Source organism: Spirochaetota bacterium (assembly GCA_004297825.1).
GTDB lineage: Bacteria > Spirochaetota > UBA4802 > UBA4802 > UBA5368 > FW300-bin19.
In genome coordinates, this window is sequence record SCSX01000082.1 from 1 (window position 1) to 26,723 (window position 26,723).

Sequence of the window (26,723 nt, forward strand, 5' to 3'; positions counted from 1 at the left end):
TAGACGATGTGGCTCATATTTATAGAAGTGCGAAGCATTCCGTATCCTCCGGGACAAAACCGAGCGTCCAAAGTGAATACGAACGGGGCATGGAAAATATGAACGGTTTTCCCGGCTATGTTCCGGGCACCCGAAAAATAATTCACGCCCGCTGCAAAGAAATCGTTACTTGTGATAAATTAATTGACAATTACCGCCTGAACCGGTAACCGATACACGGCTCAATCACCGCGCAATCCCTGTAAAGGAAGCCGCCCATGACGATTAAAAGCAAGATCCGCACCGTACCCAATTTCCCGAAACCGGGCATAATGTTCCGCGATATAACCACCCTTCTTAAAGATGCCCAGGGCTTCCGCGACGTGGTCGACGCCTTCACGGAACGATACAAGGCCGCGGATATCGATATCGTGGTGGGGCTCGAGGCACGGGGATTCATCCTCGGGGGTGCGATCGCGCATCGCCTGGGGAAGGGCTTCGTTCCCATCCGCAAGGCGGGCAAGCTCCCCGGCGAGACCCGGAGCCACGAATACGAGCTTGAATACGGAAAAGATAAGATCGAGGTCCACGTCGACGCGATAGCCAAGGGCGACAGGGTGTTGGTCGTGGACGACCTGCTCGCGACCGGCGGAACGGCCCTCGCCGCGGCGGCGCTCATCACCAAGCTGGGCGGCGTGATCGTGGAAATGGCGTTCGTGATCGACCTCCCGGACGTAGGGGGCAGGAAAAAAATGAAGGACGCCGGCTACCCGATTTTTGCGCTCTGCGAGTTCGAGGGCGACTGATCCCGTGTCGCGATTCCCAGGAGTATAAAGGCGATAATGTCGTCCAGGGCCGCGCGGAGATCTTCGATTTCCCCGTACGACAGCCACTGCAAGAGTATCTCCTTGATGGAACCCATGATGACGTAGGACACGATGCGCGGGGAAAGCGGACGAATGGTTCCCCCCGCGATACCGTCGTCGAGCTGAATGCGGATGGCGTTCAGGACCTGGGTGAAAAGGTCCAGGACGCTTTTATCGAAATCGTCGTCCTGGCCCAGCGGCGCGGTTATAAGGAGAAGCGTGAGATCGCGGTTCTGTTCGATCGCGGTCACGAGCCGGTCCGTCATGTCGCGTATCTGGACCGTGAGCGGCGCCTCCCGCCTCGCCTGGGAAAGGTTGATCCCCAGGATCGCCTGGTGCATGATCACGGCATAGCGGTCCACCAGTATCCTGAAAATGTCCACCTTGCTCGTGAAATGGGCGTAAAAGGTGCTCCGCGCGATGCGCGCCTCTTCGATGACGTCGCTCACGGTCGTGTGATGAAATCCTTTTTCGACGAAAAGCCGCTTGGCGCAGTCGACGATATGATCCCGCCTCTCTTCCCTGTTCATCGGCTCCCTTGTGGTATGCGCTATTTGTTCTCGAAATAACCGGTTATCGAATCGTTGGCAAGAATTTTCCCGCGCATGAGCTCAAGCAATTCACTTTCGCCCATTCGCCTGTCCGCGACGCGCAGGATTTCGCTCACCGCGTAGACCGTAAATTCATAGGCGTGCCTGCCGCTCCCGCGCGGCGGCTGCGGTCCCCCGTATCCCTGCGCGCCGAACGTGTTGCCGAGCTCAAGCGATCCGCGCGGCATCGATTTACCGGACGCGCCCTCGCTTATAAACGCGGTATCCGCGGGGAGGTTCACCGCCATCCAGTGCACCCATCCCTGCGCCATGGGATGGCGGTCGATGCACGCGACGGCGAGCGTCTTCGCCCCCGCGGGAACCCCGCTTATCACCAGGTGGGGTGAGATATTCTGTCCGCCCCGTATCGCCTTCATCGCGTGGCGGGCATCGATCGCGTCCCCGCCCCTGAAAGAATCCGACGAAATCTTCATACGCGCCCCCTTGAAGAGAATGAAGAGAATGTATCGGAAAATATGGATGATGGATATGCCGAATGCTAGCATGTATGCGGGGAAGCTGTAAAGAGAAAATCAGCCGGCCTCGCGCGCACGCTCACGCAATCCGGCTTTCACCGAATCCGTGACGGACGGGGGCACGTTTTCGGGGGTCCGATACTGCCGGTTCATATCGCGAAGCAGGTCGATGGCAGTGATGAGCAGGGGATAATATACCCAATCGCCCATGAGCTGCGCCGCGAATGCGATCTCCTCCGCCGATAAAACATCCCGTGCGCGGCAGCTGAAATGCCTGCACGTGGACTCGAACAGTGCGGCGCTTTCCGGGGGCCTTTCCGTTGCGTACACCAGGCAGCCGATAACCCGCGCGTCCCGGTCAAGGTACCCGATATGACCGCAGTGCATCTTCTCCGGTTGAACGGGGCCCGTCGTACCGAGCGCGGCAAAATCCTCGCGCGCCCTGTCGTCGGCCAGGAAGGTGCTTGCAGGATTATGGCTGCCGCAGCATAATGCGCATGAAGCGCCGTATCCCGGCTGGCAGATATTGACGGATGCGCGTGTCATCATGAATATGTTTGTTGCCAAATGAACGTGCCGGCAAGCACTAAATCCAACGGGGGCCTGTTATGAAGTCGAGCATGAAGTACATCGAGATGAAATCGGGCCGGGTCGCGTATCGGTGCTTCGGCTCCGGGGAGCCCGCGCTTCTTTTTCTTCACGGTGCCGGCGGGGATCATCGTCTTTTTCTCCACCAGCTGGCGTTTTTCAAGGAGTCGTATCGGTCCATAGCCGTTGATCTTCCGGCGCATGGGGAATCCGCCTGGAACGGAATGCCGACCATCGAGGACTACGTAACCGCCGTCGAGGCCGTGCTCGATCATGAAGGGGTGACGCGCGTCGTGCCGGTCGGGCATTCCATGGGCGGCGGCATCATGTTCGAGCTCTGCCTGAGAAAACCCGAAAGGGTGTCGCGCATGATTGCCCTGTGCACCGCGGCGACCCTCCCCGTGAACAGCGCCGTCTTCCAGCTCATCGACCAGGATTATGCCGCCTTCTGCGATTTCGCGGTGAAGCTGAGCTACAGCAGGGAAGTCTCCCCCGAAACGGCGGCCCTGGCCCTGCAGGGTATGAGCGCGACGGACCCCGCGACGATGCGCAATGATTTTACGATTTGCGCCTCTTACGATTATTCCGGCTCCCTGGATCGAATCACCTGGCCCTCACTCGTGCTCACGACCCGTTCCGATAAGCTCGTGCCGCGCGCCCTCGCGGAAAGCCTGGCCACCGCGCTTCCCGACGCGAAGCTCGTGGTCCTGGAGGCGACCGGCCATATGCCTCACATGGAGCACCATGAAAAGGTGAACGGTGCGATCAGGGAATTCCTCGACGCGGCGGTATAGGCGCGCGGATCACCCGGCCGACGCGTCCCGGGCGCATAACGTTCCTTCGGTAAACGACATTTGGCGTAGTGTACTCACGGAGCAAAATGTGGCGCAGCCCGAAGTGTAGCGGACCGTTTACCGAATGTAAAATGAAGCCCGATATTTTCACTTAAAGTTCACTACTAACTTCTTGCCCAAAACATCAGCAACTTTTTCAAGAGTAGATAACCTCATACTTTCAGCATGATTCTCAAGTCTTGAGACTGCACTTTTTGTTGTTTTCAGCTTTTTTGCAAATTCTTCTTGAGTCATTCCCTTTTTGGTTCTCAACAATTTAATTTGTGAACCAATTCTAAGATTATCATATTCTTCCATGACAGCTTTACGAAAACCGGGAGTTTTCTTTTCACGTTTTGCTATATATTTTTCGACATCGCTCATTTTTTGTTTCTCCTTTTATATTCATACATATACTTTACAGCTCGATCTATTTCAGATAACGGAGTTTTTTGTGTTTTCTTTTGAAATCCATTAGTTAAAATCACAATATTATTTTTATCAAAGAAACCAAGAAACCTGAAAATATCCGATTTCCACGTAATTCTACATTCCCACAGATCAGAGCCAGATAATTTCTTGAAAAATTTAGAAGAGACTAAATCAGCATCTTCGATTAATTTAAATACAGCGATAACCTTTTGAGCGATTTTATCAGATAAACTATCTATAAAATCCTCAACTGGGCACTTACCATCATCCATACGATAAAAAATTATACTTCGCTTCATTAAGCAATGTTAGCGTTATTGTGAACTTTGTCAATTAAAAGTGTATTGTTTTATTGACTTATTCCAGAAATTTGAGGGGGTTTTATTTAACTATTGGATAGACGCAATAAATATTGATTCTCCCCGGCAAAAAGGATCAGGTGCCGCGCTTATTGCTTGACAATCAATTTTTTCGAGTGTATATTTCCGGGGCGTAAAACCGGTCAGGATATATGCCATTCCAAGCGAATGCGTGCCCGAGGCCATCCCCCGGTCAATCGATCAGGAAAACAACTAAAAGAGACGAGGTACGAGTTATGAGCATCAGGATAGGTATTAATGGATTCGGCAGGATCGGGCGCAATATACTGCGCATCATCATGGAGAATGCATCGACGAGCAAGGAGCTCGAGGTCATCGGGATCAACGATCTCACCGACGCGGCGACACTGGCACACCTGTTTAAATACGACTCCATATTCGGGATATTCCCGGGCGAGGTGAAACACGGCCAGAATTCCATATTCGTGAGCGGGCGCGAGATCAAGATTTATTCCGAGAAGGATCCGGGATCGTTGCCGTGGAAAGCCGACGCCGTCGACGTCGTGATCGAGTCGACCGGGAGGTTCACCGACAGGGACAAGGCCGCGGCGCACATAGACGCGGGGGCGAAAAAGGTCATCATCTCGGCGCCGGCGAAAGGTGAGGATATCACCATCGTCCTGGGCGTGAACGAGGATAAGTACAACGCCGCCGAGCATCACGTCATCTCGAACGCGTCCTGCACCACGAACTGCCTCGCGCCCATCGTGAAGGTGCTCCATGACAGCTTTGGCGTCGAAAAGGGGCTCATGACCACGATACATTCCTACACGAATGACCAGCGGATCCTGGACTTTCCTCATAAAGACCTGCGCAGGGCCCGTGCCGCCGCCCTTTCGATGATACCCACAACGACCGGCGCCGCAAAGGCCGTCACCCTCGTGCTTCCCGAGCTTAAGGGTAAGCTCGACGGGCTCGCGCTGCGCGTACCCACCCCCGACGTTTCCATCGTCGACTTCGTCTGCACGGTCAAGACCAGGACCAGCAGGGAAGATGTCAGGGCCGCGCTCAAGACCGCCGCGAACGGCAAGCTCAAGGGCATACTCGACGTCTCCGAGCTGCCCCTGGTATCGGTGGATTTCCTGGGTAATCCCCATTCTTCCATTGTCGATGCCGAATCGGTTTACGTGGTGGATGGAAACCTGGTCAAGGTTCTCTCGTGGTACGATAACGAATGGGGCTATTCCAGCAGGGTCGTGGATCTCGCGAAATACATCATGAAATAGGGCATACACGGAGAACCGATATGGAGCGCAGGGAGATTTTTGCCGGCAATTGGAAGATGTACACCACGCATACCGAGGCGCTCGACCTCGCCCGTGGCATAATCGGCGGACTTGGGGAGGCAGGGAAGCGGGAGGTCGTTCTTTTTCCGCCCTCGGTGCATCTTCGGGAAGTCGCGGGCCTGTGCGCGGGCACGCCCGTACGCGCGGGTGCGCAGAACATGTATTTCGAGAAAGAGGGCGCATTTACGGGCGAGATATCGCCGGCCATGGTCAAAGACAGCGGAGCCCGCACTATTCTCATAGGCCACTCCGAGCGCAGGCACGTCTTTGGCGAGACCGATGAACTGGTCAATAAAAAGGTACGCGCGGCCCTGGAATGGGGCCTGGAACCCATGGTGTGCGTAGGGGAGCTCCTTGAAGACCGGGAGGCGGGTCGCGGCGAGTCGGTCGTGCGCGCCCAGGTCGAAAAGGCGTTCGCCGGGATCTCCGCGGCACAGATGAAGTCGATAGTTATCGCCTATGAGCCCGTATGGGCGATAGGGACGGGAAAGGTCGCGACCCCGGAAATGGCGGAAGCCATGCACGCGGTAATCAGGGAGGTCCTGGCGGGGGGCCATCCGGCCGGGATCGCGGACGCGATGCCGGTGCTTTACGGCGGTTCGGTCAAGCCCGACAATATCGCGGGACTATACCGCATGAAAAATATCGATGGGGTTCTGGTGGGTGGTGCCAGCCTTAAAACGGCCTCATTCCTGGACATAGTGCACGTAAAGTAGGGGCACTATTAATTATTAAGGGTAAAAAAAATCCTTTACAATATTCTATGCCCGCTACTATGGATAATGATTCCAAGTTTCCATCGAAGGGACAACCGCGGGTGTGTATAATTCTGCGCAGTACAAGGGGATGACGTCATGACTATTTTAGCATCGGTAGCCACCGTATTATTCATTATACTCAGTGCGCTCCTGATAATCATTATACTTCTGCAGACCGATAAAAGCGCCGGAATGGGCATACTCGGCGGATCGAGCCAGTCGACCTTCGGGTCTTCGACCGCGGACGTCATTACCAAGATAACCACGGTGATGGTCGCCATATTCATGCTGGGCTCCCTGGGTCTGGCAATGCTCGAGTCCTACAAGGCGAAATCGCTCGAGAGGGGCCTTGCTACGGAAGGGGCGAAATCCGGGGTTCTCGAGGATGCGGACAAGGTCTCGGCGGACGCCCAGAAGCCCGAGGATGCGTCCGGCCGCGAAGCGAAGTAGGGTCTTATTACGAAAAACCTTGAAGGGGGACACGATGGCGAAGGAAGTTTATGTAGATGAAAATGAGTGTACCGGGTGCGAATTGTGCGTTGATTCGCTTCCCGAGGTTTTCGAAATGACCACCGAAGGCGTCAGCAAGGTGCATAATTCCAAGGGCGCGCCCACAGAAAAAATCCAGGAAGTCATAGACAGCTGCCCGGCAGAATGTATCCACTGGAAGGAGTAACGCGGGCGTACACATACCATCATTTTCACGGATTCACGCCAGATATGCAGCTTGATTGATCAGGCTGCAAATTTATTTATTATGCGCGGGTGCATTGCACCGAAAATTCTCGTACAAGGAGAGGCTGTTAATGGCGGGGAAAAGCTATTTATTTACCTCTGAATCAGTTTCCGAAGGACATCCCGACAAGGTCGCCGACCAGATATCGGACGGGGTGCTGGATGAACATCTCAAGGGGGACAAGTTTTCAAGGGTCGCCTGCGAGACGCTGGTAACGACCGACCGGATCGTGGTTTCGGGCGAAATCACGTCGACCTGCAAGGTCGATTATGAAAAGGTCGCGCGGGATGTGGCGGCCCGGATCGGGTATACCGATCCCGATATCGGCTTCGATGCCAAGACCTGTACGGTTCAGATCTATGTTCATGCCCAGTCCCCCGACATCTCCCAGGGGGTTACCGAGGGCCAGGGATTGTTCAAGGAGCAGGGCGCCGGCGACCAGGGAATGATGTTCGGGTATGCGGTCGCGGAAACCGAAGAACTCATGCCCATGCCCATAAGCTTTGCGAACCGCCTCGTGAAGAAGCTCGCCGACGTTCGCAGGAGCGGTGAAGTGAATTTCGTGCGCCCCGACTCGAAATCGCAGGTTACCGTCCAGTATGAAAACGGCAAACCCACCAGGGTCGATGCGGTGGTCATCTCCACGCAGCACACCCCCGAGGTGGCGTATGAGGCCATAAGGGAGGCCATGATAGAATCGGTCATTAAAAAGATCATCCCTGCCAAGCTCATCGACAAGAACACCAAGATATATGTCAATCCCACGGGGCGCTTCGTGGTCGGCGGGCCGCATGGGGATACCGGGCTTACCGGGCGCAAAATCATCGTGGACACCTACGGCGGAATGGGCCGGCATGGAGGGGGCGCGTTCTCCGGAAAAGACCCGTCCAAGGTCGACCGCTCGGCAGCGTACATGGGACGCTACATCGCGAAAAACGTTGTCGCGGCCGGGCTGGCGCATCGTTGCGAAGTGCAGCTCGCGTATGCGATCGGTGTCGCCGACCCGGTATCGGTCATGGTCGATTCTTTCGGTACGGGCACAATCCCGGATGACGAGATCGAGGCACGAATCAGAAAGGTGTTCGATATGAAGCCGGCCGGTATTATCAGAACCCTCGACCTCCTCAAGCCTATATTCCTGCTCACTGCCGCATACGGGCATTTCGGGCGTGAAGAGGCCGCGTTTAGCTGGGAAAAGACGGACAAGGCACAGGCGCTCAAGTAAGCTTCCTTCCCGCCGGATTTCGGGAAGTCCAGTCGAAACATGATCAGCCGCGGGGCGCGCCCCGCGGCTGAAGTTTTATTCCGGCGCGCTTCCTGCCGATAATTAAATTGTAACACGCAGGCTTGCAGGGCCACGTACTATAGGGGGCGCGCAATGAGTGAACGCATAATAAAATCCTTTACCTACAAATGCCGGTGTGGTTATGTGATCAACGTGCACGTGGATTTCGGGGTGCCCCAGGAGACAATCGCCTGCAGGCGCTGCAAACATCCCGTAACAAGAACCAGCGTCTGACCCCGCCCCGGTTCAGCGCGGGGTTGTCCGCAATCGGGACCCTGTGCGGCTATTGAACGCGTATTCGTTTCAGATTACAACAAGCTCGGATACCAGGATGAAAGCGCTTTTACAAATTTGCGCGCGTAGCATGCGTGCTGCGGTCATTTGCGCGGTCTGCGTCCACGGGGCGCATGCCGAAGAGGCATTGGGGCCGGGCCTGATTCCCGTCGCGGGGGAGCAGAAAAACGTCGAAAGGGCAGCCGCCGTAAACGTGGATATGCAGATAGGATATGGACAATACAACAATGTCCTGTCCAGTGTGAACCTCTCGAACGAGCAGGAGGATGCGGTCTACCTGGTAAGCGCTTCACTGAAGCGTTCCGATGATTTCGGATATAACGCGAATGTGTACCGGAACTCGAGCTATTCCGAGGACAAGATCGGTTATACGGGGAACTTCAATATAAGCGATACCTGGAGGTCCCTCATTGAGGCGGAGGTGTACAACGATTCGAGGGGCATGTTCGACAACGCCGTCTTCAGCCGTGAGGAGAAGAACGAGGCCAGGTTTTCGCTGAAAAACGTCTACAAGCTGTCCAACCAGTTCGAGTGCTTCCTGCTTGCGGGAGGCGGGGAGTACACGCACCGGCTCAGGCCCATGCTTCCCCAGGACCGGATCGAGGGAAGGCTGTTTTATGGCGATATGAATATCGGAGGAGAATACATCTGGTCGGCATCGAACCGGGTGCGCGGGAAATCGGAATTTTACTATTATAATTACCGCGGAGAGAGTCCGGAGGACATGCATTCGAGCTCGGAACTCGTGGATGACTTCAACCTGACCCGCAATGTCGGTATCAGCGTGGGATTGAACGCGGATTTCAACAAGGACGCGGCCCCGCTCGTCTTTCCGAATTTCGTCTTGACCATCAAGGGGTTCGCGCACGCGAGTTTTGCGCTCTCCTACCGGTATGACCTGGCGCCCTTCCGCCCTGAGGTTTTTTACCTGGAACAGAAGTATATCGAACCCTCGCTCGACCTTCCCCCCTCCAGGGTGCATCATGGCGAGGCGAAAAGCGAAGTCAGATTCAATGACACGGTGACCCTGAAGCTGACGGCGGTCGGGGAACGCAGCGATAATTTTTATAATTACGCAACCGGGTATGGGGACGTACTGTCCACCTATACCCTGCCGGTAACGCTCCTCCAGGCCAAGTTCGACGCGGGATTCCTGCTGTTCGCCAAATCCCTCGAGATATTGCTCGGTTATGAATTCAACCATTACCAGGCCGAAGACAATATTACCTACCGTCCGGTCCACAAGATGTCCGGGGGTATCGTCTATACGGGAAAGCTTTGGCGCATGGAGTGGAACAACAAGATCATGAGCATGCTCCATACGGACCCGGTCGCGAACGATACCCTGAACGGGGCGGTGATCGGAGCCCTGGGGGTGCAGCGCCGGATGCTGGAAAGCTTTTTCGCGTTCGTGCGCGCGGAGAACATATATAATTACCGATACAACCTCCGGGACGGTTACCCGGAGCCCGGGATAACCGTGCTTTTCGGTACGCGGATACTCATATAGGGAGCGTATGCGCCATGGGATCTTACACACACGGGACCGGCGGGGGTTCAGCCGGAAAAGGATTGAAGTATTATCAATGACTGTGTTCTTGAACAGGATTGCCGGGGCCGCGCGTAATTTCTTGACATTATGCCGCCTAGCCTTTACACAGACCGGAAGCTCCGGGGGGAAGCAGACCCGCGCGTGCCCGGGTGTAATTTAAATGCAGGATACGGACTGATACATGAAGAGGTTTTTAGTTACTGCGTGCGCTGTATCGGCCGCGCTTGCAATTGTGCTTGCCTACTACGCCGGCGGGAGTTCCGAGCCTTCGCGCTTCGAAGGAAAAAACGTCGGTAAAATCGAATTCCAGGGGCTCAAAAATATCAGCGAGGATGACCTGCGCTACAACGCGGGCATCGAAACCAGGGAAGGCGAACCCCTCAAGGCCGCGGTGATCAGGGAAGATATCAAGCGGGTTTTTAACCAGGGATCCTTCGAGGACGTGCGCGTCGAGGTAGAGGAATACGAGGGCGGGGTTCGGGTGCGCTTTTTGTGCAAGGAGCGGCCGATCGTCAAGAAGATCACCTTCAAGGGCGTTGAAAAACTGTATGACACGGAACTCTCCGAGCTTGTCAGCATAAAGGAGGGAGAGCCGCTCAGGATCGAGAGAATCGAGAAAAGCGTCAAGCAGCTCAAAAAGAAGTACGATGGCGAGGGGCTTTTCAACGCGGTGATCAAGTATTTCATCAAGCGCGACATAGACAAGGATGATCCGGACGCCATTGAGCTTGTGTTCACCATTGACGAAGGCGAGGAGATCAAGGTTCAGAAAATCACCATTCTCGGCGCCGAGGCGATTCCGGCCAAGACCCTCAAAGGGGTGATGGAAACGGAAGAGGATGGCTTTTTTAAGACGGCGGAGTTTAAAAAGGACATCTACGAACAGGACAAGGCCAAGATCGTCGCGCTGTATAAGGAAAACGGGTACCTTGATGCGCAGATACTCGAGGACAGGGTCGAATACGAATGGAAGGACCCCGACGCCGAAAGCCAGAGAACGATATTCGTCACCATCAAGGTGATGGAAGGCGAGCGCTATTATTTCGACAAGTACACGATGGCGGGCAACAAGGTTTTCGAGGGACGGGTGTTCGAACAGCAGTACGAACAGACCGACAGCGGTGAGATCTTCAACGACACGAGGTTCCAGCGCGACCGCCAGATGATAAGCTTTACCTATGCGTCAAAGGGGTATATCTTCACCCGGGTCATACCGAAACGTACCGTCGAGGAGCGGGAGGTGGAGGTCTCCGAAGGCAAGGAAAAACGAAAATTCGTGCGCATCGATTTCGAAATCGAAGAAGGCAGCCAGGCCTACGTCGAGAACATCATCGTCAAGGGGATGAAGAAGACCAAGGAGAAGGTGATCCGGCGCGAGATTCTCATCAACGAGGGAGAGCTTTTCAACGCCTACAAGGTCCAGATATCCAGGGAAAAAATCTTTAATTTGGGATTTTTCAAACAGGTGAACATAGACATGCGCCCGGGGAGCAAGGAAGGGTACATGAACCTGATCATCGACGTGGAGGAGCAGCCCACGGGAACCATTTCGCTCGGGGGCGGATACGGCACCACCTCGGGATTTTCCATCTTTGCGGACATCGGCGAGAACAACCTGCTTGGAAACGGACAGCGCGTGGGTGTCCGTTTCGAATACGGTCCCCTGAGGAGCTCGATCACCCTGTCCTTTAACGAGCCATGGCTTTTTGATATGCCGGTGGGATTCAACGCCTCTATATTTTATATGCTGAACACGATTCCGACCACATCGATCTTCCCCAATTCCGATGAGCAGGCGGAATACCAGAAGCAATCGATCGGGTACAGCCTTGGGCTCAGCCGGCGATTCCTCTATTTTTACGGTGTTGGTACTGTATGGTCGCATTCGTTTAAGAGCGTGCTTAATCCCTCCGGCAACAGCGCCGATGCCGTGTTCATCGAGGAAGGGCTCGGCATCCAGCAGAAACGTACGCTTACCCTGTATGCCTACCGCGATTCGAAAGACAACTATATGAACCCGACGGGAGGGTCCCGGATCGAGATCGCGGCGGCCTTCACCGGCGGTTATTTCCTGCGCGGCGATGATCATTACATCAAGTATTCGCCGGACTTGTACTGGTATTTTTCACCGTTTCACCTCCCCTTGCTGAAAACGCACCCCTGCGTAATTGAGCTTAGGGCGAATGCCAGCTTACTTACGCCCCCGCTCCAGCGGCAGCAGGTCGAGAAGATGCAGCCTCGGTCGAAGGACGAATGGCTTGAAAGCGAGGACCGGCTGTACGTTGGGGGGCCCGAGACGCTGCGCGGCTGGCAGTACTTCGACCTGACATTCCCAAGCTCCTGGCGGCTGGGACTTTTCCACCGAATCTTGTACGGTGCCGAATTCAGGATTCCCATTCATCCGCAGATGCTCTGGTTCGCCTTCTTCTTCGACGCGGCCTCGCTCTGGACCGACAAGTTCTGGGAACAAAACCTGGGGGACACGTCGCTGGAGATCATTTCCGAGGACCGGAAGAACAAGGAGCTTTACGACATACGCGATCTCTTCAAGGTAAGCTTAATGCCCTATTTCCGTTATTCCTGGGGCTTCGGGTTCAAGATACAGATTCCCATGATGCCGCTGCGCTTCTGGTTCGGGCGCAAGATGCTGTGGGTCGGAAAGGATAAAGGCTATTTCCGCGAGATCAGCGATTTCGACTTCCAGTTCGGTATCGGCGATATGAGATTTTAAATGATGCGGGCGGGCGCAACACTGCTTCTGGCGCTCATGATGGGCGCCTGCTCAACCGGCCAACAGCCGGCACAGCCCGAACCGCGCATACGATGTGCCAACATCGTTCTCATCCTCGAATTCATGGTAAGAAGCGATCCCGACGCCTCCGCCCTTCGGGCGAGAATCGAAGAAGAGCGGGCGGCGTTCGCCCGCCTGGAAAAAGAAAGCGCGTCGGCGAGGGAGGGGGACCGCGCCGGTCTGGCGGCGCGGGTTGAGGAAGGGCGAGCCAGGCTTGCCGAGCTCACGGCCGAGGAAGACTCGCAGAAGAAACGCCTGATGAGCGAACTCAACCGGGCGCTTTCGGCGGTGGCATCCAGGCAGCAGGCCGAGTATGTCATCGCGGCGGGGGACGCCCTTGTATACTACCGTAAGGAGCTCGATATCACCGAGGACGTGATCAGGGAAATCATTTCCCAGCGCAAGCGAAACGCCCCGGTAGCCCGCTAATCGGACAATTAATGAAAGAAATGCAAATGCCTGTAAGAACTTCACGGGAATCATGCCCTCCGCACCGTGTTCGACGGACGCTGATCGCGATGATCGTGCTCATGATCGTTCTCGCGGGCTGTGCGCGCGAAAGGGAGGCGGCGGTGCGGGAAAAGTTTGCCGCATGGCCCGGAACGCACATTCTCTATGTCGCGAAATCGGAGTTCACCATGTATGTTTTCGATCGCACTGTAGCGGTCGTGGACAAATACAGGGTTGCCCTGGGGCTTAACCCCGATAACGGGGCCAAGATATGCCAGGATGACGATAGGACGCCCGAGGGTTCATATCGTATCCTGGAAATCTGGAGCATGGACGCGGCGCCCGATTCCCCTTCGTATCGAAAACTGGCGCGCTACAACCAGCTTTTTTTCCGGGCGCGGGACGGACACTACCGCTACGGCAGGTCCGATACCGACCTGGGAGATAACGTGTACGGGCCCCGGTACTACCTGCTCGATTACCCGAACGAAAACGACAAGGCGCGGTATGCGCAGGCGCTGAATGAAGGGAAAATTCCCGTCGTGCGCGGGAGGGTCTCTTCTATAGGGCACGGAATCGCGCTGCACGGCAACAATGACGAGGCGTCTATAGGTCACAATGCGTCAAGCGGGTGCGTGCGGATGTTCAACAGGGATATCGTATCGCTTGAAAAATACATACAGGTCGGTACGCCGGTAATAATTTCGGCCCGATGAATTAATTATTTGACATAATATCTTTGCCTGTCCCATAGTGAAGGCGTTTTCAGGGAACTTTTTTTATGATGTATGGAGGAACGTTTTGAGCCTTTTTATTACGGACGCGTTTGCAGAAGCCGCCTCGGGCGGAAATGGCGGCGGCTCGACGCTTATGAGCTTTATTCCCATCGTGCTCATGATCGTTATCTTTTACTTCCTGCTTATCAGGCCCTCGCAAAAGAAGGAGAAGGACCGCAAAAGCATGATCGCGGCGCTCCAGAAGGGGGATAAGGTGCTCACCTCGGGGGGCATGTACGGCGTTATCGTACAGATAAAAACCGAGGAAGATATCGTGGTACTTAAGATCGGCGACGCGACCAAGGTCGAATTTACGCGCGCCGCGATCCAGGCGAAAGTTTCTTAAATCGAGCTTCAGCCCCCATGACACAACGCGAAAAAAATCTGTTGCGGATGATCGCATTTGTGGTCGCCGTGACTATTGTCCCGTGTGCGCTTCCGGCCGGCCTGGTTGCGCAGACGGCAGGTGCGGTGAAGCCCGATATCGCCGACAAGGCAGTGAAGCCCGAACAACCGAAGGCCGCCGAAACCGGTGTACGCGAATCGGCGAAGCCCGCCGAGGAAAAACCCGCCGATACCGCCGTGCGTGTGGAAAAACCGGCGGAAGTTCCCCGCGAAACTGAAAAACCCGTGCGTACGGTCGAAGCGCCCCGTGTGTACGTCGATCCCGTAAGGGAATACCGCCCCGTCGAGGTAAAAATAAATCCCGAGCCCGCCCAGCCGGAAAAGGTTAAAGATGAGGGAAAACGGGACCAGCCCGTGGTCATCCAGAATCTTCCGGGCGGCGATGGCCTGCTCGATTTCGGCGACGGAGTTTATAAATACAAAAGGATTCCCGGAATCAAGATTGCAGATCCTGCGGTCGCGGGAAGAGAATCCAAGCCGGCCAGGGACGAAGACGCCGATAAGGATTCTTCGGGCACGGGCCTGCTCGGCATGAGCCAGCGCGCGACCGATATAATGGCGAAGATAGTCCTGGTATTGATAATAATAGTTGTGTTTGTGCTCTACCGCTTCCGAAGCGGCGGGCGCCGCAACAGCGTATTGAAGCGATTCCCCAGGGCGTAAACGTAGACTACTCCGACAGAGGTCACAATGAACAAGGGCATTATGTCCAAAGGCATTTTAATTTTCGCGATCGTTTCATTTGCGGTTCTGCTTATATTGCCCACGGTCGATTCAAAGGAATTCAGGATCACGTTCGCGCCGGACGCAAACGATCAGCAGCGCAGGGATATCGATACGCGATTCTCCACCGGCTTCGTGATTGAGAAGAAGGGCGACCTGGTCGTGATAAAAGGGTTCGGAATCAACGATGCGGTAATGAACGAGGTGCGCGCAATGCCCGGCGTGCGCGATGCGCTGATAATGCCTCACTGGGCGGAAAGAGGGCTTCTCGCCAAGAAGGTGAACCTGGGGCTCGACCTCCAGGGGGGAATGAGCCTGGTTCTCAAGGCCGATTACGAAACAATGGAAAAGAAGCTGGAAAAGACGCTCTCGGATTCGGAGAGGACCGAAATAACCCAGCAGGCCCTTGAGCTTCTCAGGAACCGGGTCGATAAATTCGGCGTCGCGGAGCCTTCGATTCGGCCTCGGGGCAATGACGCGATTGAACTTCAGCTTCCCGGGGTCAAGGATCCGAACGCGGTGAAAAAGGCTATCGGTACGACGGGGCGCGTGGAATATCGTCTCGTCGATGACGAGGGCACCCGCAGGGCCGGCGAATGGCTGAAACAGAATGCCCAGAAGATGAACATCAAAAACAAGGATATCGCCGAAGATAACCGGGCGCAGGCGGAGCTTCTCGCGGATATCACCAAGGGGACCAAGCTTTCCGATAAGCTCGAACTCGTATTCTACTTCGAGCGCGATGCAAAATCCAAGAAGATATTTCCCTCCTACCCCATGGCGCTTGAAAAGCACGTGGCCCTTGCGGGTGACGATATGAGCAAGGCCTGGGTCGGGAATGACGAATACGGCGGGCTCACCGTCCATTTTACGACGACGCCCGACGGTGCGGCGAAATTCGCCGCGGTGACCTCGGAGAAAAACAAGGGACGCAGGCTCGCGATCGTGATTGACGACAAGGTGCGCAGCGCCCCTTCGATAAGGGAAACTATCCCGACCGGGAGCGCGCAGATAACGGGCGACTTTACCCTGGAAGAGGTGAATACCCTTGCGCGCATCATAAAAGAAGGGGCTCTTCCGGTAAACCTCACGATCATAGAAGAGCGTTCCGTGGGCCCGTCGCTGGGACAGGATGCGATCGACGCGGGATTCAAGGCGACGATGCTCGCCTTTGTGGTAGTTTCGCTTTTCATGTTCGTTTATTACAAGGCATCGGGAGTGATCGCCGTCCTGGGAATCGCGCTTAACTTTCTGCTTACCTTCGCGATGCTCTCGTGGCTTGGATTCACCCTGACGCTTCCCGGCATCGCGGGTCTCATCCTGACAATAGGCATGACGGTCGACGGCAATGTGCTCATCTACGAAAGAATGAAAGAGGAATTGCGCGGGGGAAAGTCCGTGCGGGCGGCCGTGGTGAACGGATTCGATCGGGCGTTCTGGGCGATCTTCGACTCAAACGTAACCACGCTGATCGCGGCATTCGTGCTGGCGCAGTTCGGCACCGGCCCCGTAAGGGGCTTCGCCGTGTCGCTGTCGATCGGTCTCCTCGCCAGTATGTTCGTCGTGCTTTACATCACCAGGTATATATTTGAAGTGATTTCCACCCGGGAATTCATCAAGAAACTGAGCATATAAGGGGTAGTGCGTTGAAAACGATAAGCTTCCTTAAATATCGATGGTATGCGATAAGCGCATCCCTTGTCATCATCACTGTGTTCTCCGTGGGAACGTTCCTGAGGGGCGGTTTCGAATGGGGCATCGATTTCGCGGGCGGCGTCAAGATTACCGCACAGTTTTCAGGCACGGTGAAATCGGGAGATATTCGCAAAGAATTTGAAAAGGCGGAAATAGGCGCCGAGGTACAGCAATTCGGGAAAGAGGAACAAAACCAGTATATCGTCACCACGAAGCTATTAGGAAAAGGCGAGACCTCCGAGAAAAGTTCGGAGATGGTTCAAAAAGTGCTCCTCGACAAGTTTCCCGGAATAAAGATCGTGGGCGTGGAGACCGTGGGGCCGGCAGTGGGCGCATTTCTGAAACAGTCGGCATGGAAGCTTTCGCTCATGGCGCTTGCGCTCATGGCCTTGTATCTGATATTCCGGTTCGAAATGAAATTTTCGGCGGGGGTCATGCTCGCCGTTCTCCATGACGTCGTCGTCGCCTTCCTTTTCTGCGGATTCACGGGGGTGGAGGTGAACATTCCCATTATCGCGGCGATCCTTACCATATTCGGATTCTCGGTTAACGATACCATCGTGATATTCGACCGTGTACGTGAAAACATGCAGATTAAATCGAAACATACCTTTACACAGCTCCTGGACGTATCGATCACCGAGACGCTCTCCCGTACATTCATCACCTCGCTCACCGTGCTGTTTTGCGTACTCGCGCTCTATGTGATCGGCGAGGGGACGATAAGCGATTTCGCGCTCATCATGCTTGTCGGTCTCGTGAGCGGAACCTATTCTACCGTATACATGGCCGCGCCGGTCGTAATATGGTGGGAGAGATTCAAGGCGTGACCTGATTCGTATGCGCGCCCTCCGGATCGCGTGCGTATTTCTTTATTTATGTGCGGCCGTTCGCGGGGCCGCGGCGGCTGAAAACGCCGCTCCGCGCGCGGGTGAAGAGTATTCGCCCGAAAACATAATCGGTTTCACGCGCGCCCTCATCTCGAAACGGGAATTCTATCGCGCATCCATCGAGCTCCAAAGACTGCAAACCTTTCACCCCGGCTTCGTTCCCGATACGCAATTTCGCATAACCGGTCTCTACCTGATGTACCGTGGGGGCGCGCTGGACGGAATACTGGCAAATCCCTATGCGGGAAAAGATGCGCGCGTGCGCTGTATCGATTCCCTGTTCCGGGCCGACGTGTACCTGGCCCGATACGAATTCGGCGCGGCGCGGGAATTGCTCGGTACGGGATGCCTCGGTGAAGACGGCGATCTCGATACCATGTGCCGAAAGAGGCGCTTTATGGCTGTCCAGCTCGGGGGAGGGGAGGAACCTTTGAATCGGTGGACTTCCGGGGCGCAAGAGGGCGCCGGAAGTATCGCCTGGGACGACCTTGCGCGCTATGCGATATCGGCAAGGGATCGCGAGAAAAGCCCCGCGGCAGCGCTCGGGTGGGGGGTCCTGCCGGGGATGGGGTACACCTATTCCGGAAACAGGCCGACGGGGATCCTGGCGTGCGTGGTCATTTCTCTTGTTGCAGGGCTCACCTATTTGTCCTTCAAGACCGACAACCAGCCGCTGGGCATACTTTTCGGCTTCGCGGCGACCGCGTTTTATGGCGGAAGCGTGATCGGGGGGTACCGTGAGGCGCTTCGCGCCAACCTGGCGATTCGAGAACAGGCTGCCGCAAGATTCAGCGAGGACCTGAGACTGGAGCGTGACCGCGAGAGGCTATTGGCGGACTACGGGATCGGCGATGGGAAAAAATAACGGGTTCATGGAACAGGCGCTCCGCGCCGCGTTCTCGGCAATGGGGGCAACCTCGCCCAATCCGGCGGTGGGGGCCGTGCTCGTGAAGGACGGAATAGCCCTGGGAAGCGGGGCGACCTGCGAATGCGGGAGTGACCACGCGGAGGTGGATGCCATCAAGCGGGCCGCGACGGACCTCACCGGCGCGCATCTGTACGTGACACTGGAACCGTGCTGTCATCACGGGAAGACCCCACCCTGCACCGATGCGATCATCAACGCGGGAATAACCCGCGTAATTACCCCCCTGCTCGATCCGAACCCGGAGGTGAGCGGGCGCGGCGTGCGTACGCTCAGGGAGGCGGGCGTGGAGGTCGTGCTGGATGGCGCGCATCGCGATGCCGCGAGCGATCTCATCCGGCCTTTCGGGAAATATATCTCGACGCGCACGCCCTTCGTTGTGCATAAATCTGCGCTCACGATGGACGGGAAAACCGCGGTCCCCGGGGGCGATTCGAAATGGATATCGAGCGCCTATTCGCGCTATCTTGTGCATCGCCTCCGCTCCCGGGTGGACGCGATAATCGTGGGGAAGAACACCGTCGCGTGCGACGATCCCTCGCTCACGGTACGACTGGATTCCTTCCCCGCCGACGTTAAAGAATATTTCGCCCGGGCAGATCACCGCCAGGGCGGAAGGGAAAATTATTTCCTTAAAATGCTGCTGGACCCGGAAGTGCCGTGCATGTGCGGGAGTCCCCTGCGCGTGGTGATTGGACTTCCCGACCACCTCACTCCCAAAATGAAAATTATCGGCGACGGGAGGGTTCTTTTCTATGCGCGGGAATCGGGCCCCGGGGAGCTTCGCGAGGGACAGGACATGAAGTTCATCGAGACGCTCGCGGCGCAGAAGGCGATCGTGTTCACGGGCATCGAGTCCCGGACCGCGATGGTGGATTTTATCTTGAAAGATCTCGGCGCGCGGGGCATCATGTTCGCGATGCTGGAAGGCGGGGCGCGCCTCGCCGGATCCTTCCTGGACGCCGGGGCTATCGACCAGGTGCTCTACATGATGGCGCCGCGTCTCGCCGGGGCGGGGCTTTCGGCAATGGAGGGACGGGGAAAAGCGCGCATCGCCGATACGCTTCCCCTGCATGATATTTCGACCGTCATGCTGGGAGACGATCTTGTCTATACCGCGTACCGCGCGGCCGCCGCAAATCACGAGTAACCGGAGGAAGCGTGTTTACCGGGCTTATTGAGGAAATCGGCACCGTCTCGCGCGTCGACAGGGCGGGGAACGGGCTCTATATTGCGATCGCCGCAAAAACGGTGACCGACGGAACCGTCACGGGTGATTCCGTCTCTATCGACGGCGCGTGCCAGACGGTCACCGCGGTATCGGGCGGGTCGTTCACCGTGTTCTGTTCAAAGGTGAGCGCCCAGGTCACGACCCTGGGCTACCTTTCCGCGGGAGCGCGCGTCAACCTGGAACGTGCGATGACCCCGCAATCCAGGCTGGGCGGGCATATCGTGCAGGGGCACGTAGACACCCGGGGGGGCATCGAGCGCGTTTCACGGGACGCGCAGGGACTGACGATGGAAATATCGGTCCCCCCCGAATTTACACGCTACATCGTCGCAAAAGGCTCCGTCGCCGTGGACGGCATATCGCTCACCGTGGTGTCGTGCGGCGCGTCGTCGTTCTCGCTGTACCTGATCCCGGAAACGCTCGCACGGACCACGCTTCCCGGCAAGCCCGCCGGGGCGCAGGTGAACGTGGAAACCGACATCCTCGCGAAGTACGTGGAGCGCATGCTCGGGGCGAGGGACGCGCGGGAGGGACGCGCGGACGAGGACTCCCTGAAGCGCGCGCTTGCAAAGGGAGGCTTCATGTAGCGAACGGGGCTCCGGGTGCCTGGTGTTATTTACCGGGACGCGCGGCCGGCGCTACTTGAACTGCGGGTACTTCCGGACGAGGTCCTGTTTCGAGAGAATGATGAAAAACTTGTCCAGGTACGCGATCTTGAAGATGTGGAAAATGGTCGGGTTCACGTCGTAGAGTATGAATTCGGCGTTCGCGTTCTTCGTGATGTTCATGGTCTTGATAATGGATCCGATTCCCGATGAATCGATATAATCGAGACCGGCCAGGTTGAGCGCGACATAGCTTTTCCCCCTGGCCGAGTTTTCGAACGCACTTTCGTAGTCGCGCACATCTTCCAGGGTGAAGCGCCCTATGATGTGCAGCACCACCGAATCTGCATTGACTGCCCTATGGCGTATTTCCATGATCCGTTTATGGGGCCCGCGTTCCGCGGGCATCCTCACGCATTATTTACAGACCGAATATATCTTTCACGTTGATTATAGCAGGGGAGACGGGCAGTTCAACTCTTTTTCTTCCCTGTGCCGCGGAAAGATATACCGCGTGTACGGCCTCGAGCGCACGGTAGCCGTCCAGTCCCGACGAGACGGATACGGCGCCGGGGTCGTCAAGGAGCCGGCGCGCCTCGCGGTAAAGCCCCGTGAAGGCGGGCGGTCCGCCGATGCGCGGAAATTCGGCGGGAAGCAGGTCGCGGAACCCGGCGTAGAGCCGCGATTTTCCGGCGATATGGAGCTCCTGGAATCCGTTCCCGATCCGGATGCGCCCCGTGGTCCCCGAGATGTCGAGCTCGAAGGAAAAGTAGCCGCGGCTTCCACCGGCCTCGATGAATATCTCCAAGCCGTTCCGCGCGGTCATCCAGGCGAGCGCCCTGTCCTCGAATCCGCGCTTCCTCGAATCGCGCGAGAAGCTCCCTTCGACGGAACGGATATCCCCGAACAGGAAGCGTATGATGTCGATCAGGTGCGTGCCGTCGTGGAGGAGGGGGCCCCCTCCCTCGCCGGGCGACGATGCGCCGCGATAGGGCCCGCCCAGCACCTCTCCCCTCACGGTCCGCACCTCGCCGATCGCCCCGTCCTCGATGAGTCGTTTAACGGCGCGGTAGCGGGGGTCGAAGCGCCGCTCGTGGTTGACGACGAGCCTCGCGCCGGTCCTCGCGCAGGCGCTCAGGAGTTTCTTCGCCTGTCCCAGGTCCCCGCACAGGGGCTTCTCGCATACGATGACCCTGGCGCCGTGTTTCAAGGCATGCATAACTATGTCCGCATGCGAAGGCGTCCACGTGGCGACGATGACGAGCTCCGGACGGTGCGTTTCTAAAAGCTCTTCATGGGTCCGATACAGCCGGCTGGCGCCCAGACCCGCGCGCGTGCCGAAGAGCGCAAGCCGCTGCGGATCGATATCGCAGGCATGGGTGACGCGTATCCTCGCCGCGCGCGTCCCGCCGTAGTGGGTGCACGGCTTGATGCGCAGGGGATCATCCTCGAGCAATGCGCCGATCCTTCCGCAGCCGATAAGCGCTGTCTTCAGAGCTGCCATGCGGGGCGTCAGAGAATGGAAAGGTATTCGTTGATCTCGTAATCGGTGATGTGGGCGTTGAAGCGCTCGAGCTCGAGCAGCTTGTTTTCGACGAACGTATCGACGATAGTCCCGCCCAGGGTCTCGTGCATGAGCGGGCTCTTTTCGAGGTACGTAAGCGCCTCGTCGAGCTGCAACGGGAGCACCTCGTAGCCGAGTTTCCTGAGCTCTCTCCTGTTGCCTATGTTGGGGCTTGTGTCTATGGGCGCCGGGAGCTCGTATTTTTCTTCTATTCCCTTCAGGCCGCAGGCGAGGATCGCGGAGAACATGAGGTAGGGATTGCATGCCGGATCGGGGTTACGCAGCTCCACGCGCATGCTGCGCGGCTTGTCCTGTTTGCATTGGGGAACCCGCACCAGGGCGGTGTCGCAGCGCGTGCTCCACGAGGCGTGGACCGGCGCCTCGAAACCGTAGAGAAGACGCTTGTACGAATTGACCCACTGGTTGGTAATGGCGAAAAATTCCCGGCTGTGTTTCAACAGGCCCGCGATGTAATAGCGCCCCGTCTGGCTCAGGAATTCCGGCGCCTTGGGATCGAAGAATATATTCTCGTCCTCCCGGAACAGCGACTGGTGGATGTGCATCCCGGAGCCGTTCTGGTCGGCAAGGGGCTTGGGCATGAAGGAGGCGTAGATGTTGTTAAGTAACCCCACCTCCTTGGCGACAAGCTTGAAGGTCATGATGTTGTCCGCGGTCGTGAGCGCGTCGTCGTGGCGCAGGTCGATCTCGTGCTGGCTGTAGGCGCCCTCGTGATGCGACGAAATCACCCCGATGTCCATTTGCTCCAGGTTGAGCACCGTCTGGCGGCGGTAGTCGGTCGCGACGTCCAGGGGCGTGAGGTCGAAGTAGCCGCCCCGGTCCAGGATCTCGGGCGACTGGGCGCTTTTGAAAAAGAAGAATTCGATTTCGGGACCGGTATAGAAGGTGAGGCCCTTTTCCGAGGCCTTCTTGAGATTGCGTTTCAATATAAAGCGGGAGTCCCCTTCATAGGGGGTCATATCGGTCAGGTAGATGTCGCAGAACATCCTCGCGACGGAATCTTCCTTGGGACGCCACGGCAGTATCTGGAAGGTGGACGTATCGGGCACGGCGATCATCTCGGTCTCGTCGCGCCGGATGAAGCCGTGCAGGGTCGAGCCGTCGAAGCGCACGCCCTCTTCGAGCGCGTCCTCGAGCTCGTCCACGGTGATGGCGAAGCTTTTCAGGAAGCCCAGGATATCGGTGAACCAGAACCGGATGAACTTGACCCGGTTCTCGTGCGCCAGCTTGAGTATGTACTCCTTGTCCTTGTCCATTAACGTATTCCGTTTCTCTGGATTCCATGGAACCGGGCTGCCCTTACGACCGCGCGCCGGTAATCGTCCCCGGTTATCTTGCCCGTTTCCATCTCCTCATGGAGGAGTCTCAGCAGCAGATAAAACATGGCCCACCTCCGGACGTTCGTTCTCCCATGGTCACTATCGGCAGCCATTGGGAGAAAAATAAGCCCGGTACGACCCTGCCTGTAGATACAAGCATCGGCGATGAAGGCTGTAAACAACTTTTTCGGGGGTTGGCAGGGGGTATGCGGCCTAGAGGCTTAGGAAAACCAGGATCGTGAAGATGACCACGATGATGGCGAAGAGCACGTATATGAGGTAATTCATGCGGAAAATGCCGGAAGGCTCATCGGCGCTCCGCGCTTTGGCCGCGGGGGCCTTGCCGGTTTTTGCCTTCTCGATGCCCTTCCGCGTGAGGGGGCCGTCGGTCTGGGGATCGTACATCCGCAGCTTTACCTGGCGCTCTTCCTCGATTACGCGGCCGTAAATCCCGGGGCCGATTTCGACGAGTATCTCGATGGGATCGGTCTTGCTGTTCGCCTTGATGTCGATGATCTCCGAGGGCACGGGCTTGACGTGGTTCTCGGTGCGGAGGTCGAGGAGGTCGATAAAGTATTGCTCGCGGTCGGAATTCGCGAGTATGCGGGTCATTATGCGGTCGCCCACGCGCAACTCGTAGAGCGGCTTGCCCTTGACCGGCGCGAGTATGGGCACGAGCGGCAAAATCACCGATCCATCTTCAACCTTGAAGTTCGATGAAGGGGAGGCGACCTGGGCCTTGGGCTGGGCCTCCCGGGGCGTCGCGCGGCTTTCCTTCGCGTCCTTGAACGCGTCCACGGTCACCTCCTGGAGGCCTATTTCCAGGATGAGGTTTTTGTCGTGGATTATGCGGTAGATGAGATCGGACATGAAGATCTCTACGCTGTCATAATCGTAGGCGGCGATGGAATCGTATAATAATACGCGCTGCTTGTCCTGGTAGGTGAGGGTCTTGACCTGGTCCATGATGGAGGTGGTCATGCTGGTGTTGAAGTTCCCCTCCCACTTGGTGCCCATGATGGCTTCTTCGTATTTTTCCCAGCCGATGTGCGGCTCGAAATCGAAGAGCGCGGCCGAGGACGATACCACCACGTTAAAGTTGTCGATCTGGTTTTTCCTGTTGAACACGACGAGGACGAGGCCGTACAGGTTCAGTGCCTGGGCCTTGAACCGCGCCTTGATTATGAAAAAACCGTCTTCCTGCGCCTTGTCAGAGACTTGATCGGGGGTCATTGCCGGCTATCCGCGCCTGTTTTTCCGCTTAGATTATGGGAAATCTGTATCGGGTGAGCCGCCGGATACATTGAGTGATCCTACGCATGATTATGTTCCATGTCAATATAAAATTCTATATAAAAGGGTCAAAAAGTGATGGAAGGAGAGGAGGGTGCCGATATACTTTCGCGTGATGAACGCACTTGGAAGTTCCGTGAACCTGAAAATCCTCGCGACAGTGCTGTTTCTTACGGCGGCGTGCCTCCCTGCGCAGGCGGGGCAGATACTCACGATCGCGGTCACCTCCAACCTTGAAGGACGATTCTCACCGGACGAAAAGAACCAGGACGATACCGACCCGCTCCTCCTCATCGCCCAGGGAATACAGGCCGAACGGCGCGCAGGCCGTGCCGATCTCTACCTGGACATGGGAAACGCGTTCTACCCCGGCGCGCTTTCCAAGTACAGCATGGGTTCGGTGATGATGGACTACCTTGAGTATTTCGGCTGCGAGGCGTCGCTCGTCTCGTCCGGGGACCTGGGCATCCGGGCGGAGAGCCTTGCTTTTCTGCAAGAGGGCAAGAAGACGCGCCTGCTTTCCGCAAACCTCATGAAGGGCGATGCCAGGATGTTCGCGCCGTACGTGCTCGTACCCGCGGGCGGCGGGACTGTCGCGCTGGTGGGATTATCCTCGCACAACGCCCGGGTAGACGTTGCCGAGGAGCGTGTGCATAACATTAAGCTTGCACCCGAGAGCGAAGCCCTGGGCGCCGCGCTCGCCGAAATACGCGCCGCCAGGCCCGATGCGCGCGTCATCCTTCTTTCCGGACTGGGCATGAAGGACACGATCGCGCTCCTTGCAGCGTTCCCGGGGATCGGGCTCGCGCTGTGCGGTGGGGACGGTACGGGCGCCCTCTACGGGGGCACGGCCTCCCGTATCGATCTCGCGGACGGGCGCTCGATCCTGTGCATGCCCGACGCGGGCGGATATTACCTTGCCTCCCTGGAGCTTGACGAAAAGATCACCGTAAGGTCCGTGGTACGGAAGGAAGCCGCACCGGCCGGGCCGCGCGACATGCGCTACCTGGAATTTACCGATCGGCTCTCGCTGTGGAAAAAGAAATACCGTGAAGAAGAGGACATCGCGCTCGCCGATACCGGCGGCAGGGAGATCACACTCGATGACGCGAAGCTGCTCGCGCTTCTCAGGGAACGCTACGGGGCGGAGGTCGCGGCGCTGGACAAGGGCACGCTTACGGCTTCCACGTTCAAGGGCCCCATCCGTAATTCCGATATCCTGCGCGGCGTCAACCAGGACAACGCGATCTTTATATACACGCTTTCCGGCGACGACCTTCGAAAAATCATGCAGGCCGCGGATGGTCCCGAACTGCAGGGGATCCGGGACGATATGATCGCGGGCTACCCGCTGGAGGCCGCCCGGCCTTACCGTGTAGCATCCACACAGGCGGCCCATGCGCGTATCTCACGGATATTGCAGGGGGATATCCCCTATGAAAATTCCTGGCAGTACGTCACCGAGCTCCTGGCGCTGGACCTGCAGGGAGAGGGAACGGTGCTCAGGGACGATCATGCCTACATCGAGCGGCGCTTCCGCATGACCGTCGACGTGGTCCTTTCGAATTTTCTCGACAATTCACTCGTGCAGCGCTCCGAATCCCTGGAGGCGCCCCCCGGAAAGCCCACGGAGACATACCACAAATGGGGGATGGAAAACCGGATCGACGTGACCGTGTACAACCGGTATCACCAGTTCATCTTCACCCCGTACATGCTCTATATCAAGCAGGACGAGCTGTATCTGCAAAACCTTTTGCGTGGAACATTCGTATACAACCTGAACCTGCACGAAATCGTGAAGCCATACCACAAGTCGCAGTGCGATACGGTAGTGAGGGAAACGAACGGCGAACGGCCCGTGGTAATACGAGAAACGCTGGGATCGAATTTTATCTGGAAGACGTTCTCCGCGAAGCTGGGGGCGGGCTTCGAGAAACCTGTTCACGAACCGGTAGGTTCACCACGGTACGGCATCGAAAC

28 protein-coding genes are annotated in these 26,723 nt (G+C 56.9%); 19 read left to right on the top strand and 9 right to left on the bottom strand.

Annotated features, from left to right (window positions below; all coding sequences use genetic code 11):
* Positions 1-257 precede the first annotated feature (257 nt).
* Entirely contained in the window at positions 258-785 is a 528-nt protein-coding gene (locus EPN93_18185) for an adenine phosphoribosyltransferase (GenBank protein TAL31212.1), read from the top strand.
* Here EPN93_18185 and EPN93_18190 read toward each other — a convergent pair.
* From EPN93_18190 to EPN93_18200, 3 genes are read right to left on the bottom strand one after another with little or no spacing between them, the layout of a single operon-like run.
* Entirely contained in the window at positions 746-1,375 is a 630-nt protein-coding gene (locus EPN93_18190) for a TetR/AcrR family transcriptional regulator (protein ID TAL31213.1), read from the bottom strand. The two genes, EPN93_18185 and EPN93_18190, sit on opposite strands and share 40 nt — an antisense overlap.
* A 20-nt stretch (positions 1,376-1,395) precedes the next feature.
* On the bottom strand, positions 1,396-1,941 hold the full coding sequence (locus EPN93_18195) for a YbhB/YbcL family Raf kinase inhibitor-like protein (protein TAL31214.1): 546 nt from the start codon (positions 1,939-1,941) through the stop codon (positions 1,396-1,398).
* A 27-nt stretch (positions 1,942-1,968) separates the two neighbouring features.
* Entirely contained in the window at positions 1,969-2,460 is a 492-nt protein-coding gene (locus EPN93_18200) for a hypothetical protein (protein TAL31215.1), read from the bottom strand.
* Between the two features lie 59 nt (positions 2,461-2,519).
* Here EPN93_18200 and EPN93_18205 point away from each other — a divergent pair, with 59 nt between their 5' ends.
* Positions 2,520-3,293, top strand: a complete 774-nt coding sequence (locus EPN93_18205; protein TAL31216.1) for an alpha/beta hydrolase — start codon at positions 2,520-2,522, stop codon at positions 3,291-3,293.
* 147 nt (positions 3,294-3,440) lie between these two features.
* Here the strand turns inward: EPN93_18205 and EPN93_18210 are convergent, their stop codons facing one another.
* Complete coding sequence (locus EPN93_18210) at positions 3,441-3,716, bottom strand: XRE family transcriptional regulator (protein ID TAL31217.1); 276 nt, start codon at positions 3,714-3,716, stop codon at positions 3,441-3,443.
* A complete protein-coding gene (locus EPN93_18215; GenBank protein TAL31218.1) occupies positions 3,713-4,063 on the bottom strand; it encodes a type II toxin-antitoxin system RelE/ParE family toxin in 351 nt (116 codons plus the stop codon). Before EPN93_18215 ends, EPN93_18210 begins: the two co-directional genes overlap by 4 nt.
* A gap of 296 nt (positions 4,064-4,359) precedes the next feature.
* On the opposite strand from EPN93_18215, the gene gap reads away from it, so the two are divergent.
* From gap to EPN93_18295, 16 genes are all read left to right on the top strand, one after another.
* Entirely contained in the window at positions 4,360-5,370 is a 1,011-nt protein-coding gene (gene gap, locus EPN93_18220) for a type I glyceraldehyde-3-phosphate dehydrogenase (GenBank protein ID TAL31219.1), read from the top strand.
* A gap of 20 nt (positions 5,371-5,390) precedes the next feature.
* Entirely contained in the window at positions 5,391-6,146 is a 756-nt protein-coding gene (locus EPN93_18225; protein ID TAL31220.1) for a triose-phosphate isomerase, read from the top strand.
* Between the two features lie 138 nt (positions 6,147-6,284).
* A complete protein-coding gene (secG, locus tag EPN93_18230) occupies positions 6,285-6,638 on the top strand; it encodes a preprotein translocase subunit SecG (GenBank protein ID TAL31221.1) in 354 nt (117 codons plus the stop codon).
* A 34-nt stretch (positions 6,639-6,672) separates the two neighbouring features.
* Positions 6,673-6,864 carry a ferredoxin gene (locus tag EPN93_18235; protein TAL31222.1) on the top strand — a complete coding sequence of 64 codons (192 nt, stop codon included), beginning with the start codon at positions 6,673-6,675 and terminating at the stop codon, positions 6,862-6,864.
* A 130-nt stretch (positions 6,865-6,994) separates the two neighbouring features.
* Entirely contained in the window at positions 6,995-8,149 is a 1,155-nt protein-coding gene (locus EPN93_18240) for a methionine adenosyltransferase (GenBank protein TAL31223.1), read from the top strand.
* A gap of 424 nt (positions 8,150-8,573) precedes the next feature.
* The gene (locus EPN93_18245; protein ID TAL31224.1) at positions 8,574-10,013 is read left to right on the top strand and encodes a hypothetical protein; all 1,440 of its coding nucleotides are present in this window, start codon (positions 8,574-8,576) and stop codon (positions 10,011-10,013) included.
* A gap of 223 nt (positions 10,014-10,236) precedes the next feature.
* The gene (bamA, locus tag EPN93_18250; protein TAL31225.1) at positions 10,237-12,786 is read left to right on the top strand and encodes an outer membrane protein assembly factor BamA; all 2,550 of its coding nucleotides are present in this window, start codon (positions 10,237-10,239) and stop codon (positions 12,784-12,786) included.
* The gene (locus tag EPN93_18255; protein ID TAL31226.1) at positions 12,787-13,275 is read left to right on the top strand and encodes an OmpH family outer membrane protein; all 489 of its coding nucleotides are present in this window, start codon (positions 12,787-12,789) and stop codon (positions 13,273-13,275) included.
* Between the two features lie 11 nt (positions 13,276-13,286).
* A complete protein-coding gene (locus EPN93_18260) occupies positions 13,287-14,012 on the top strand; it encodes a L,D-transpeptidase (protein TAL31227.1) in 726 nt (241 codons plus the stop codon).
* Positions 14,013-14,166: 154 nt separating this feature from the next.
* On the top strand, positions 14,167-14,418 hold the full coding sequence (yajC, locus tag EPN93_18265) for a preprotein translocase subunit YajC (GenBank protein ID TAL31239.1): 252 nt from the start codon (positions 14,167-14,169) through the stop codon (positions 14,416-14,418).
* Between the two features lie 17 nt (positions 14,419-14,435).
* On the top strand, positions 14,436-15,140 hold the full coding sequence (locus EPN93_18270; GenBank protein TAL31228.1) for a hypothetical protein: 705 nt from the start codon (positions 14,436-14,438) through the stop codon (positions 15,138-15,140).
* Positions 15,141-15,167: 27 nt separating this feature from the next.
* Positions 15,168-16,835, top strand: coding sequence for a protein translocase subunit SecD (secD, locus tag EPN93_18275; protein ID TAL31229.1), 1,668 nt, complete (start codon positions 15,168-15,170; stop codon positions 16,833-16,835).
* Entirely contained in the window at positions 16,811-17,725 is a 915-nt protein-coding gene (secF, locus tag EPN93_18280; GenBank protein TAL31230.1) for a protein translocase subunit SecF, read from the top strand. Before secD ends, secF begins: the two co-directional genes overlap by 25 nt.
* Positions 17,726-17,735: 10 nt before the next feature.
* Positions 17,736-18,650, top strand: coding sequence for a hypothetical protein (locus EPN93_18285; protein ID TAL31231.1), 915 nt, complete (start codon positions 17,736-17,738; stop codon positions 18,648-18,650).
* Positions 18,637-19,860, top strand: a complete 1,224-nt coding sequence (gene ribD, locus EPN93_18290) for a bifunctional diaminohydroxyphosphoribosylaminopyrimidine deaminase/5-amino-6-(5-phosphoribosylamino)uracil reductase RibD (GenBank protein ID TAL31232.1) — start codon at positions 18,637-18,639, stop codon at positions 19,858-19,860. Before EPN93_18285 ends, ribD begins: the two co-directional genes overlap by 14 nt.
* Positions 19,861-19,871: 11 nt before the next feature.
* Positions 19,872-20,528 (top strand): riboflavin synthase, encoded by a 657-nt coding sequence (locus tag EPN93_18295; protein ID TAL31233.1) that lies wholly within the window; start codon positions 19,872-19,874, stop codon positions 20,526-20,528.
* A gap of 51 nt (positions 20,529-20,579) precedes the next feature.
* Here EPN93_18295 and EPN93_18300 read toward each other — a convergent pair whose 3' ends face one another.
* The 4 genes from EPN93_18300 to EPN93_18315 all read right to left on the bottom strand — a co-directional run bounded on the left by EPN93_18300 (position 20,580) and on the right by EPN93_18315 (position 24,680).
* Complete coding sequence (locus EPN93_18300; GenBank protein ID TAL31234.1) at positions 20,580-20,954, bottom strand: anti-sigma factor antagonist; 375 nt, start codon at positions 20,952-20,954, stop codon at positions 20,580-20,582.
* A 13-nt stretch (positions 20,955-20,967) separates the two neighbouring features.
* On the bottom strand, positions 20,968-22,050 hold the full coding sequence (locus EPN93_18305) for a Gfo/Idh/MocA family oxidoreductase (GenBank protein TAL31235.1): 1,083 nt from the start codon (positions 22,048-22,050) through the stop codon (positions 20,968-20,970).
* Between the two features lie 8 nt (positions 22,051-22,058).
* Positions 22,059-23,384, bottom strand: a complete 1,326-nt coding sequence (locus EPN93_18310) for a glutamine synthetase (GenBank protein TAL31236.1) — start codon at positions 23,382-23,384, stop codon at positions 22,059-22,061.
* 276 nt (positions 23,385-23,660) lie between these two features.
* Entirely contained in the window at positions 23,661-24,680 is a 1,020-nt protein-coding gene (locus EPN93_18315) for a DUF4899 domain-containing protein (protein TAL31237.1), read from the bottom strand.
* Positions 24,681-24,855: 175 nt separating this feature from the next.
* Here EPN93_18315 and EPN93_18320 point away from each other — a divergent pair.
* On the top strand, positions 24,856-26,723 hold a 1,868-nt coding region (locus tag EPN93_18320), incomplete at its 3' end, for a hypothetical protein (protein TAL31238.1).

What these genes read in the sequence shown, in the direction of transcription:
- EPN93_18185 (TAL31212.1), top strand. Translation starts at nt 258, where the DNA reads ATGACGATTAAAAGCAAGATCCGCACCGTACCCAATTTCCCGAAACCG.
- EPN93_18190 (TAL31213.1), bottom strand. Translation starts at nt 1,375, where the DNA reads ATGAACAGGGAAGAGAGGCGGGATCATATCGTCGACTGCGCCAAGCGG.
- EPN93_18195 (TAL31214.1), bottom strand. Translation starts at nt 1,941, where the DNA reads ATGCTAGCATTCGGCATATCCATCATCCATATTTTCCGATACATTCTC.
- EPN93_18200 (TAL31215.1), bottom strand. Translation starts at nt 2,460, where the DNA reads ATGATGACACGCGCATCCGTCAATATCTGCCAGCCGGGATACGGCGCT.
- EPN93_18205 (TAL31216.1), top strand. Translation starts at nt 2,520, where the DNA reads ATGAAGTCGAGCATGAAGTACATCGAGATGAAATCGGGCCGGGTCGCG.
- EPN93_18210 (TAL31217.1), bottom strand. Translation starts at nt 3,716, where the DNA reads ATGAGCGATGTCGAAAAATATATAGCAAAACGTGAAAAGAAAACTCCC.
- EPN93_18215 (TAL31218.1), bottom strand. Translation starts at nt 4,063, where the DNA reads ATGAAGCGAAGTATAATTTTTTATCGTATGGATGATGGTAAGTGCCCA.
- gap (TAL31219.1), top strand. Translation starts at nt 4,360, where the DNA reads ATGAGCATCAGGATAGGTATTAATGGATTCGGCAGGATCGGGCGCAAT.
- EPN93_18225 (TAL31220.1), top strand. Translation starts at nt 5,391, where the DNA reads ATGGAGCGCAGGGAGATTTTTGCCGGCAATTGGAAGATGTACACCACG.
- secG (TAL31221.1), top strand. Translation starts at nt 6,285, where the DNA reads ATGACTATTTTAGCATCGGTAGCCACCGTATTATTCATTATACTCAGT.
- EPN93_18235 (TAL31222.1), top strand. Translation starts at nt 6,673, where the DNA reads ATGGCGAAGGAAGTTTATGTAGATGAAAATGAGTGTACCGGGTGCGAA.
- EPN93_18240 (TAL31223.1), top strand. Translation starts at nt 6,995, where the DNA reads ATGGCGGGGAAAAGCTATTTATTTACCTCTGAATCAGTTTCCGAAGGA.
- EPN93_18245 (TAL31224.1), top strand. Translation starts at nt 8,574, where the DNA reads ATGCGTGCTGCGGTCATTTGCGCGGTCTGCGTCCACGGGGCGCATGCC.
- bamA (TAL31225.1), top strand. Translation starts at nt 10,237, where the DNA reads ATGAAGAGGTTTTTAGTTACTGCGTGCGCTGTATCGGCCGCGCTTGCA.
- EPN93_18255 (TAL31226.1), top strand. Translation starts at nt 12,787, where the DNA reads ATGATGCGGGCGGGCGCAACACTGCTTCTGGCGCTCATGATGGGCGCC.
- EPN93_18260 (TAL31227.1), top strand. Translation starts at nt 13,287, where the DNA reads ATGAAAGAAATGCAAATGCCTGTAAGAACTTCACGGGAATCATGCCCT.
- yajC (TAL31239.1), top strand. Translation starts at nt 14,167, where the DNA reads ATGAGCTTTATTCCCATCGTGCTCATGATCGTTATCTTTTACTTCCTG.
- EPN93_18270 (TAL31228.1), top strand. Translation starts at nt 14,436, where the DNA reads ATGACACAACGCGAAAAAAATCTGTTGCGGATGATCGCATTTGTGGTC.
- secD (TAL31229.1), top strand. Translation starts at nt 15,168, where the DNA reads ATGAACAAGGGCATTATGTCCAAAGGCATTTTAATTTTCGCGATCGTT.
- EPN93_18285 (TAL31231.1), top strand. Translation starts at nt 17,736, where the DNA reads ATGCGCGCCCTCCGGATCGCGTGCGTATTTCTTTATTTATGTGCGGCC.
- ribD (TAL31232.1), top strand. Translation starts at nt 18,637, where the DNA reads ATGGGAAAAAATAACGGGTTCATGGAACAGGCGCTCCGCGCCGCGTTC.
- EPN93_18300 (TAL31234.1), bottom strand. Translation starts at nt 20,954, where the DNA reads ATGCCCGCGGAACGCGGGCCCCATAAACGGATCATGGAAATACGCCAT.
- EPN93_18305 (TAL31235.1), bottom strand. Translation starts at nt 22,050, where the DNA reads ATGGCAGCTCTGAAGACAGCGCTTATCGGCTGCGGAAGGATCGGCGCA.
- EPN93_18310 (TAL31236.1), bottom strand. Translation starts at nt 23,384, where the DNA reads ATGGACAAGGACAAGGAGTACATACTCAAGCTGGCGCACGAGAACCGG.
- EPN93_18315 (TAL31237.1), bottom strand. Translation starts at nt 24,680, where the DNA reads ATGACCCCCGATCAAGTCTCTGACAAGGCGCAGGAAGACGGTTTTTTC.